Here is a 10621-nt window from a genome sequence, read left to right as displayed (position 1 = left end):
GTTCTCTTCCACCTCGACGCGACACAGGGAAGAGAGCTCGGTCAGCATGGCGCTGGAGAGCAGGCCGTCACCCGCAGAGGTGGAGCCCGTGGTGTCCAGCGTCAGAGCAACGTTCACTTCCGACGTGGTTATCAGATCTACCGAAATATTGTGGCGCGCCAGAATGCTGAACACTTCGGCCAGAAAGCCGCGTGCGTGCAGCATGTTCAGGCTATGCAAGGTGAGCAGCGTTTGTTTACGGCGCAGAGCCAGCGCGCGGAACAGCGGCGGGTTTTCTGTTTTATTGCACACCAGCGTGCCGCCGGCAGAGGGATCTTTGCTGGAGCCAACGAACACCGGAATATCGCTGCGCACGGCAGGCAACAGCGTCGCGGGGTGCAGCACCTTGGCACCAAAGGTCGCCATTTCTGCCGCTTCTTCAAAGGTGATCTGGTCGATACGGTGCGCTGCGGGAACCACGCGAGGATCGGTGGTATAGATACCGGGGACATCGGTCCAGATATCGATGCGATCAACGTTCAACGCTTCGCCCAGCAGCGCGGCGGTGTAATCGCTGCCGCCCCGGCCCAGTGTCGTGGTGCGGCCTTTGGCTTCACTGCCGATAAACCCTTGAGTAATGATCAGGCTTTCTGCCAGACGCGGCTGCAACTGGCTGCGCGTCAATGCGCCCAGCGTGTCGCAATCCGGCTCTGCGCGGCCAAAGCGATCGTTAGTCCGCATGATTTTACGCACATCGAACCACTCGGCGCTGATGTGGCGTTCGCGCAGGATCTCAACGAACAGCAGCGTTGACATCAATTCGCCGTGGCTGACCAACTCATCAGTCAAGGCGTTAGAGGTGGCGAGCGCAGCGGCTTCAGACAGACGCGCCACGTTTTCCAGCATGCGATCGATCTCTTCACGGATCACCTGCGGATGGCTCAGACGATCGATAATGGCATATTGGATGTGACGAATTTTTTCCAAATGGACATCGCGCTGTTCTTGCGCCACGCCTTCCGCTAAGGCAACCAGCAGGTTAGTGATGCCGGCAGAGGCGGAAAGCACGACAATGCGCACCGCGGGATCGGCCAGCACAATATCTGCACTGCGGTTCATGGCGTCGAAATCGGCCACGCTGGTGCCGCCAAATTTAGCGATTCTCAGAGAAGTTGTTGTAGACATAAATAAAAAACACCTCGTGTCAGGGGCGCTGTGGCGATAGTTGTCGCACATCAGCCGTCCATAAAATCAGCCTTGGCACAAGGAAAGAGCGGTAAGCAGGGAGCAGGCGTAGATAAGTAAGCGTCACTACGGTACACCCAGAAGCGCTCCACCTTGCTGAACGTGCAGTTTGCATTGATAGCCTGCATGTTGCTGGTGACAACCCAGAGGATTCAGCCCCTGTAGTCGATGATGGCATTCCCGTATTGCCCATCATCTCGGCACCGCTCCCCCTGGTTTATCGTCACTGGATTTACGGATCCTCGGATAAATTACCTGGGCGGTGCTCCTCTTCTGGCTTATGCAACCGCCTTCGGCGTGGATGCATAAGTTCACGCTTACAAATAACGGGTTATCTCGCGGCTGTCAACCGGTAACCGCCGGGAAATGCGTAATTGCAAGAAAAGGGATCGCAACGGGCGATTTAAGGGATACAATCGATTCAGCCTTAGCGATTTTATTATCGGAGACAAGAGTGTTGTTATGAAAAATATCAATCCCAGCCAAACTGCCGCATGGCGCGCTTTGCAACAGCATTTTTCCGCGATGGAACAGGTGCAAATCAGCGAACTGTTTGCTCAGGACCCGGATCGTTTCTCACGCTTTTCCGCCACGTTTGATGATTTGATGCTGGTGGACTACTCCAAGAACCGTATTACCCAGGAAACGTTGGATAAATTGCTCGAACTGGCGCGTGAAACCCAGTTGAGCGAGGCGATTGCCTCAATGTTCTCTGGTGAGAAGATTAACCGCACCGAAGATCGCGCGGTTCTGCACGTTGCGCTGCGTAACCGTAGCAACACACCGATTGTGGTGGATGGCAACGATGTGATGCCAGAGGTCAATGCGGTATTGCAGAAAATGAAAGGCTTTAGCGAGCGCATTATCAGCGGTAGCTGGAAAGGCTATACCGGCAAACCGATTACCGATGTGGTGAATATCGGCATTGGTGGTTCGGATCTCGGCCCGTTCATGGTGACGGAAGCGCTGCGGCCGTTTAAGAACCACCTTAACATGCACTTTGTGTCCAATGTTGACGGCACGCACATCGCTGAAACCCTGAAAACGCTGAACCCGGAAACCACGCTGGTGCTGGTGGCCTCAAAAACCTTCACCACGCAGGAAACCATGACCAACGCCCATTCGGCGCGCGACTGGTTCCTGAAAACCGCGCAGGATGAGCAGCATATTGCCAAGCATTTCGCCGCGCTCTCTACCAATGCCAGCGCGGTCAGCGCATTTGGTATTGATACCGCCAACATGTTTGAATTCTGGGATTGGGTCGGCGGTCGCTATTCGCTGTGGTCTGCCATCGGCTTGTCGATCATCCTCTCCATCGGCTTTGATAACTTTGAGCTATTACTGAGTGGCGCGCACGCCATGGATCAGCACTTTGCCACCACGCCTATCGAGAAAAACCTGCCGGTGCTGCTGGCGCTGATCGGGATCTGGTACAACAATTTCTTTGGCGCAGAAACCGAAGCGATCCTGCCTTACGATCAGTACATGCACCGTTTTGCGGCCTATTTCCAGCAGGGCAACATGGAGTCCAACGGTAAGTATGTCGATCGCGACGGGAATCCGGTGACATACCAAACTGGGCCGATTATCTGGGGTGAGCCGGGCACCAATGGGCAACATGCGTTTTATCAGTTGATTCACCAAGGGACCAAGCTGGTGCCGTGTGATTTCATCGCACCGGCCGTGAGCCACAACCCGCTGGGCGATCACCACGGTAAGCTGCTCTCCAACTTCTTCGCCCAGACCGAAGCGCTGGCATTTGGTAAATCCCGTGAAGTGGTGGAGGCCGAGTTTGCCGCGCAGGGAAAAACGGCGCAGCAGGTTGAACATGTTGCACCGTTCAAAGTGTTTGAAGGCAACCGCCCAACCAACTCCATTCTGTTGCGCGAGATAACGCCTTACAGCCTGGGTGCGCTTATCGCGCTGTATGAACACAAGATCTTCACCCAGGGTGCGATTCTGAACATCTATACTTTCGATCAGTGGGGTGTTGAGTTGGGCAAACAGTTGGCCAACCGCATTTTGCCGGAATTGGAAAATGACCAGCCGGTGAGCAGCCACGACAGTTCGACCAACGGTTTGATTAACCGCTTTAAAAACTGGCGCGCCTGAGTCGCGGACGCCGATAGGGGGGTACACCCCCTTTTGTCACCAACATGGAGGGACGTATGCAGAAACGTGCTTTACTGGGCATCGCCGTGGCGGTTTTACTGGCAGGATGCAGCACCAGCAAAGAATTGAGTTCAGCCGGGCAAGCGGTCAAGTTTACCGATAAGCAACCCGGCAGCGAATGTCGTCTGGTGGGTCAAGTGACAGGTTCGCAATCCACCTGGTTAACGGGTCATGATGAAGGCAACGCTCAGCGCGGCGCGGCCAACGATCTGCGTAACAAGGCGGCAGCGCTCGGCGGCAACGTTATCTATGGTGCCACCAGCTCCAGCGAAAGCTTCTGGTCGAGCTTCGCACCGCTTGATAGCAAGCTGGTCGGGCAGGTTTATCACTGTCCCTAAACGACAGGCTTTCACAGGCGGATGCTCGCTGAACCGCCTGTGAACGCTTCTTGTTAACTGCGCTTCAGTAGCTGCAAATCCAGCAGCGTTTTGCTGGCTTCCCCGCCAATTTCGCGCGTTAAACGCGGCACCAGATAGCCGGAGACCTGCGACAGCAGTTGTTTCATGATGTTGCGTGCTTCTTCATCGCTCACCAGAAAATGCGCAGCGCCTTGCACTTTGTCCAGCACGTGCAGGTAGTAAGGCAGTACGCCCGCATTAAACAGCGCGTTGCTCAGTGCCGCAAGCGTCGAGGCGTTATCATTCACGCCGCGCAGCAATACGCTTTGATTCAGCAGCGTAACGCCAGCCTGACGCAAACGTGCCATACTTTCACTCAGTTCGCTGTCTATCTCGTTGGCATGGTTGATATGGGTCACCAGCAGCACGCGAAGACGCGTTTGCGATAAGCGCTGACACAACGCCTCGGTAATGCGCGCCGGGATCACCACCGGTAACCGGCTGTGAATACGCAGGCGTTGCACATGGGGGATGGTTTCCAGTTCGCTGATAAGCCAGTCCAACTCATGGTCTTTCGCCATCAGTGGATCGCCGCCGGAGAAAATAATTTCATCCAGTTCAGGGTGCTGACGAATATAGTCCAATGCCTGACGCCAGTTGCTCTTGTTGCCCTGATTGTCCTGATAGGGAAAGTGGCGACGAAAGCAATAGCGGCAGTTGACCGCACAGCCGCCTTTGACCAGCAACAACGCGCGGTTGTGGTATTTATGCAGTAATCCTGGCACCACGCTGTGCTGTTCATCGAGCGGATCGACGCTGAACCCGGGGGTTACCTCGAATTCGTCCTGCGCGGTCAGCACTTGCAGCAATAGCGGATCGAGAGGGTCCCCTTTGCGCATCCGCGCGGCAAAAGACCAGGGTACGCGCAGCGGGAATAGCGCACGGGCTTCTGCCCCTTTGCGTAGCTCAGGGTGGTTATCCAACGCCAAAAAGTGCAAAAGTTGGAGAGGATCGGTAATGACATCCGCAAGTTGATGCAACCAATCTTCTCTGGGATGGGGTTTTAGGGTTACAATGTGTGCCATTTTTTGGCTGAGTACCAGTATCAAATAGTAGAGGGCCTTTATGGCGACTTATTTTAGCAACGATTTTCGTTCCGGTCTTAAAATCATGTTTGAAGGCGAGCCTTACGCTGTCGAATCCAGTGAATTCGTTAAGCCAGGTAAAGGGCAGGCTTTCGCGCGCGTGAAAATGCGCCGTTTGTTGACCGGCAAACTGATTGAAAAAACCTTCAAATCCACCGACAGCGCCGAAGGTGCTGATGTGGTCGATATGAACCTGACCTACCTGTATAACGACGGTGAGTTCTGGCATTTCATGAACAATGAAACGTTTGAACAACTGGCCGCTGATTCCAAAGCCGTTGGCGACAACGCCAAATGGCTGCTGGATCAGGCTGAATGTATCGTGACGTTGTGGAACGGCCAACCGATTACGGTAACGCCGCCAAACTTCGTGGAACTGGAGATCGTGGAAACCGATCCGGGTCTGAAGGGCGATACAGCAGGGACTGGCGGTAAGCCGGCAACCTTGACCACCGGTGCCGTGGTAAAAGTGCCGTTGTTTGTTCAGATTGGCGAAGTGATCAAAGTGGATACGCGTTCTGGCGAATACGTTTCCCGCGTGAAATAAGCACTTCCCTGCCAAAAAACACCGTCGGCTTTGCTGGCGGTTTTTTTTGTCCAAAGATAGCAAGGCGTAAGCTTACGAACCGGGAAACACCCGCTCGCTAAGAAAGTCTACCAGTACGCGTACCTTCGGCGACGGATGCTTGCTCGCGGGCCACAGCACGTGAAAAACGCCTGTGCGCTCTACATAATCGACCAGAATGGGCTGTAATCGGCCATCGGCCAGCAGATCGCGAATAGAGAAGTCCGGCAGATAGGCGATACCCAACCCTTGCAGTGCGAAGCACACGCGCGTCTCTATGTTGTTGCAGATCATCGCCGTGGGCAGCTGCAACGGCGGCTCTCCGGGAGCGAGTCGCAACGCCCAAGGCTCCAGCTTGCCGCTGTGGGGAAAGCGATAGTGCAGGCAGCGGTGTCGCAGCAGGTCAGCAGGCACTTGCGGTGTGCCCTGCCGCGCCAGATAGTCTGGGGACGCGACCAGCAACGAGCGGAAGGCACCAAGCCGACGCGCAGTGAGGCGCGAGTCGTGTGGCTCACCGGTGCGCACCACCGCATCAAAGCCTTCTTCGATCACGTTGACTATCTGATCGGTGAAATCGAGATCCAGCTCGATCTCGGGATAGGTATGCATAAATTCACTGAGCACTGGCAGTACCAGCGAACTGACCAACGGCAGGCTCACTCGCAAGCGCCCGCGCGGTGTGCCGTTGGTCTGTAGATCCAACGCTGCGGCTTCGATCTCGGCCAGAATGCGCCGACAGCGCTCCAGAAACAGAGTGCCCTCAGCCGTTAGGGTGATGTTACGCGTGCTGCGATGGAACAGGCGCACGCCCAGTTTTTCTTCCAGACGTGCCACGCTCTTGCCGACGGCCGAGGCTGATACCCCCAGCAACCGTCCCGCTGCCACAAAACTGCGCGTTTCCGCCACCTGTACGAACACCACAAAGCCGTTAAGGCTGTCCATATCGCCCTCACATTGCGGACAATTTATTCCGCATAGCAAGGAACTGTATCCCTCTTTTTCTTGAGTCACAAGTTCTCTATCGTCAAGGCATGCCCGATTTAGCAACCGATGACATCAAGGATTTTAACGTGACGACTCTTTTCTCTCCCTTGCGCTCAGGCGTTCCCTCTGCGCCTCTCTCCACCCGTATTCAGAATGTTATTCAGCAGGCGCTCGATACGCAGCGTCTGGTAGGTAGCGTGGTCTTAGTGGCGCACCACGGTGCATTGATTTATCAGCAGGCGGCCGGATGGGCCGACCGTGAACACGCGCAGCCGATGGCGTTGGACACGATCTTCCGGCTGGCGTCGGTGAGTAAACCTATCGTATCGACGGCGGCGCTGGTGCTGGTGGCTCAGGGAAAACTCGGTCTGGATGACGACATCTCTCGCTGGCTGCCTGAATTTCACCCTCGGTTGCCCGATGGATCAGCCGCGCCGATCACGGTGCGGCAGTTGCTCAGCCATACTGCTGGCTTGAGCTACCGCTTCTTTGAGGCAGATGCAAATGGCCCTTATGCGCAGGCTGGGATATCGGACGGTATGGATGCTTCCGGCATCACGCTGGATGAGAATTTACAGCGCCTCGCCAGCGTGCCGCTGCTGTATGCGCCGGGCAGCGCCTGGGGGTACTCGCTGGCGACGGATGTGCTGGGCGCCTTGATTGCGCGTGTTCAGGGCACGTCACTGGACAAGGCGGTACGTGAACTGGTGACCGGCCCGCTGGGTATGGTGGATACCGGCTTTGTCGTTGACAATGCGCAACGCGTGGCGACGGCCTATGTGAATGACACAACGCAACCCCATCGGTTGGCTGAAGGTGAAACCGTTTCTGCCTTTGAGGGCGCAGTCGGTATTACGTATAGTCCGGCGCGAATCTTCGATGCTGAAGCCTTCCCTTCAGGCGGCGCAGGCATGGCGGGCACCGCCAGAGACCTCCTCTACCTGCTCGAAACCCTGCGTCAGGGCGGCGGTGCGCTATTGCCCGATGCCCTGATTGAGGAGATGGGCCGCGACCAGACCCACGGGCTGGAACTGCCTAATGTGCCAGGGTTTGGCTTTGGCCTGGGGTTTTCTGTGTTACGCGATCCCCAGCTTGCGGACTCGCCAGAATCGCCGGGAACCTGGCGTTGGGGAGGGGCTTACGGTCATGCCTGGTTTGTGGATCGTGCACAAGGTCTGAGCGTGGTGGCGTTTACCAATACGCTGTACGAAGGCATGTCGGGCCGTTTCGTTACCGATCTGCGTGATGCGGTGTACGGGGCGCTGGGGGAAGCACAATGACATGCCGTAAACAGGAGCGCTTGCCGTTGGCTTCACTGTTGGCGTTAGCCACGGCCGCGTTCATCACCATCCTGACCGAAGCCCTACCTGCGGGGCTGCTACCGCAAATGGCGCAAGGTCTTGCGGTGTCTGAAGCTTGGGTAGGCCAGACCGTCACCTTCTATGCCATCGGCTCGCTGGTTGCGGCGATCCCTTTGACGGCGGCCACACAAGGTATGCGCCGCCGTCCATTACTGTTGTTGGCCCTGGCGGGTTTCGCGATTGCCAATACCGTCACAACGTTCTCCGTCAGCTATCTCCTGACGATAGTGGCCCGCTTTGTGGCGGGCGTATCCGCCGGGCTATTGTGGGCATTGCTGGCTGGTTACGCCGCACGTATGGTACCGGACCACCAGAAGGGACGTGCCATTGCCATCACCATGGTCGGCACGCCCCTAGCACTGTCGCTCGGCGTGCCAGCAGGAACGTTTTTAGGCCAGCTGGTGGGCTGGAGGATGTGTTTTGGCCTCATGAGCGTATTGGCGGTACTGCTGATGCTGTGGGTGCGTGTTCAGGTTCCCGATTTTGCCGGGCAGCCTGTGGGCAAGCGATTGTCGCTAGGGGCGGTGTTTATCATCGCCGGGGTGCGTCCGGTGCTGTTCGTGGTATTGGCCTTTGTGCTGGCGCACAACATCCTTTATACCTATATCGCCCCGTTTTTGGCGGCGGCGGGCATAGCTGAACGCACGGACGTAATACTGCTGGTGTTTGGCGTAGCTTCGTTGCTGGGGATCGGGATTGTCGGCGTGCTGATTGACCGGCATCTGCGTGCCTTGACGCTACTCAGCACGCTATTGTTCGGCCTGTCTGCGCTGGCGCTTGGCGTTGCGGGTGATAGATCTGTCGTAGTGTATACGGCTGTGGCGGTGTGGGGGCTGGCATTCGGCGGCGCGGCGACGCTGTTTCAAACTGCCATCGCCAAAACCGCCGGAGAGGCGGCCGATGTGGCGCAATCGATGCTGGTGACGGCCTGGAACCTGGCGATCGCTGGCGGCGGTATTGTTGGCGGGCTGTTGCTGGAGAGTCTGGGCGTTGCGGCATTCTCTCCGGCGCTTTTGGTGCTGCTAACGGCAACGCTGATCGTGGTGTGGGTTGCCCGGCAGCAGGGTTTCCGCGCGATGCCGTGTTAAAACGCCCGTCGGGTCGGCACCCTCAGCCACTGTCAGGCTCCTTCGCGTTCTGTGTTACAGGCAGGCACTTTCTTGCGGCGTAGCCACTGTGCCGGTTTCAGTTCGCTGACCAGCACCCCGATAACGATCAGCGCGGCACCCACCATCGCTAAGCCGGGCAAGCGGTCACCGGCAAGACGACCGACAATGCCCGCCCACACCGGTTCGCTGGCGTAGATGACGGTGGCACGGGTTGGGGACACCGCCTTTTGCGCCCAGTTCATGGTCAGTTGAATCACAATGCTGGCGGCACCAAGGCCGATGCCGCCCAGCAGCCAGGCCCAGGAGAAGGCGGGTAATGACTCACCGGTTACCGGCATTAACAGCAGGGATAGCAGTCCCGCCGTCAGCAACTGTACGGTAGTCACTCGGCGCACATCGACTTTCCCAGCGAAATGGCCAATAAGAATGATTTCGGCGGCAATCGCCAGCGCACTGAGCAGCGTGGCCCATTCGCCCTGACTCATGCTGAGATGGCCCGCATCGGGTCCTGCCAACAGCATCAAGCCGACAAACGCGAAAACAATCCCCACCAGACTCATGACGCCGGGGCGGCGCCGTAGCACCAGCCATTGCAGCAGCGGCACCAGCGGGACATACAGCGCGGTAATAAACGCTGACTGACTGCTGGTGATGGTTTGCAGGCCATAGGTTTGTAAACCGTAGCCCAGCAGGATACTCGCTCCGATGGCAAAACCCGCATAGCACTCCTGAAGTGTCAGCCCTGCCAATGCGCGCCGAAAGACCAGCAGGCTGATGATACCGGCCGTGGTGAAGCGCAGCCCAACAAAAAACAGCGGGCCACTGTGTTGCATGGCCAAATGAACCACTAAAAAGGTGGTTCCCCACACCAGTGTGATCAGGATTAGCGCCCACTCCTGGGGTTTGATGCCCAGTATGGGGTGGGAGAGGGCAGAGAAATAACGTTGCATTGCAGGTTCAAACCAAAGAGATTGGCTTTCCATCATAGGGGGAATGTTGTCGATACGCCATCCCCCTCGTCGGCTAGCGTAGTGTACAGGCAACCTCCTCCAATTGGCTGATGACCCTGTTCCATCCTTCAAAAAAACCTGATTTTTCATGTTGTTCACGTGTGGCTTCGTCCTGATGGATAACCTGAACGGTATAACAGCTACCCAGCGCGTAATCAGACAACGAAATGAGCGTAGTAAAGGCCAATGCGGGGAGGGCAGGCCGCCAGCCTGCGGTCAGCATCGACGTGAACACGATTCGGGTGTGGGGAATCACCTCCAAAAAGCACCCGATATATTCACTGCGATCGTCGTCCGGCCCCTGAATCCGGGTATGGAATGCCCCGCCGGGTTGCAGGTCGAGGGCGATAACCTCAGTCGTGCAAGGTTTGGGGCTCCACCAGACTTTGAGCCATTCTGGGTCTGACCAGGCACGCCATATTGCCTGTCGTGGAGCGTCCAGCACTCGGGTAATCACAAGATTGCGGGTATCCGCTGGTTGGGACATTGACAGTGTCATGGCGTGGCTCCTGATAAGCGTGAATGCCAGTGTGCCGCCTATTTTCAGTGACACCGGAACAAAAAACGCTTATCGCGGCAAGATTGACTACGCTTACTGAAGGCGGTGGCGATCGCCTCGACAGAATGACTTTCCCTTTTACCTCTCCCTTGAGAAGGAAAATAACCATGTTCAAGAAAAGCGTGCTTATTCTTGCCTCATTGCTGATGCTCTC

General features: G+C 56.7%; 10 protein-coding genes and 1 riboswitch. Of the genes, 5 read left to right on the top strand and 5 right to left on the bottom strand.

The window, feature by feature from the left end:
* A partial coding sequence (lysC, locus tag J5224_RS22260; protein ID WP_264627431.1) for a lysine-sensitive aspartokinase 3 occupies positions 1–1164 on the bottom strand: 1164 nt, incomplete at its 3' end.
* Between the two features lie 133 nt (positions 1165–1297).
* Positions 1298–1505, bottom strand: a riboswitch (Lysine riboswitch).
* 181 nt (positions 1506–1686) lie between these two features.
* On the opposite strand from lysC, the gene pgi reads away from it, so the two are divergent.
* Positions 1687–3336, top strand: coding sequence for a glucose-6-phosphate isomerase (pgi, locus tag J5224_RS22255; RefSeq protein WP_264627430.1), 1650 nt, complete (start codon positions 1687–1689; stop codon positions 3334–3336).
* A gap of 56 nt (positions 3337–3392) precedes the next feature.
* On the top strand, positions 3393–3734 hold the full coding sequence (locus J5224_RS22250) for a DUF4156 domain-containing protein (RefSeq protein WP_264627429.1): 342 nt from the start codon (positions 3393–3395) through the stop codon (positions 3732–3734).
* 53 nt (positions 3735–3787) lie between these two features.
* Here the strand turns inward: J5224_RS22250 and epmB are convergent, their stop codons facing one another.
* Positions 3788–4819 (bottom strand): EF-P beta-lysylation protein EpmB, encoded by a 1032-nt coding sequence (epmB, locus tag J5224_RS22245; RefSeq protein WP_264627428.1) that lies wholly within the window; start codon positions 4817–4819, stop codon positions 3788–3790.
* Between the two features lie 40 nt (positions 4820–4859).
* Between epmB and efp the strand changes: the two genes are divergently transcribed.
* A complete protein-coding gene (gene efp / locus J5224_RS22240; RefSeq protein WP_222159790.1) occupies positions 4860–5426 on the top strand; it encodes an elongation factor P in 567 nt (188 codons plus the stop codon).
* Between the two features lie 72 nt (positions 5427–5498).
* On the opposite strand, the gene J5224_RS22235 is transcribed toward efp, so the two are convergent.
* Positions 5499–6386, bottom strand: a complete 888-nt coding sequence (locus J5224_RS22235) for a LysR family transcriptional regulator (RefSeq protein WP_264627427.1) — start codon at positions 6384–6386, stop codon at positions 5499–5501.
* A gap of 128 nt (positions 6387–6514) precedes the next feature.
* Between J5224_RS22235 and J5224_RS22230 the strand changes: the two genes are divergently transcribed.
* Together J5224_RS22230 and J5224_RS22225 are read left to right on the top strand one after the other, a co-directional pair.
* Positions 6515–7708 (top strand): serine hydrolase domain-containing protein, encoded by a 1194-nt coding sequence (locus J5224_RS22230; protein ID WP_264627426.1) that lies wholly within the window; start codon positions 6515–6517, stop codon positions 7706–7708.
* On the top strand, positions 7705–8877 hold the full coding sequence (locus tag J5224_RS22225) for an MFS transporter (RefSeq protein ID WP_264627425.1): 1173 nt from the start codon (positions 7705–7707) through the stop codon (positions 8875–8877). Before J5224_RS22230 ends, J5224_RS22225 begins: the two co-directional genes overlap by 4 nt.
* 32 nt (positions 8878–8909) lie before the next feature.
* On the opposite strand, the gene J5224_RS22220 is transcribed toward J5224_RS22225, so the two are convergent.
* The gene (locus J5224_RS22220; protein ID WP_264627432.1) at positions 8910–9848 is read right to left on the bottom strand and encodes a DMT family transporter; all 939 of its coding nucleotides are present in this window, start codon (positions 9846–9848) and stop codon (positions 8910–8912) included.
* Positions 9849–9921: 73 nt separating this feature from the next.
* Positions 9922–10407 (bottom strand): SRPBCC family protein, encoded by a 486-nt coding sequence (locus J5224_RS22215; protein ID WP_264627424.1) that lies wholly within the window; start codon positions 10405–10407, stop codon positions 9922–9924.
* Positions 10408–10621 lie beyond the last annotated feature (214 nt).

It is taken from the genome of Candidatus Symbiopectobacterium sp. NZEC135, assembly GCF_025962695.1.
This window is presented reverse-complemented; position numbering and strand designations above follow the sequence as displayed.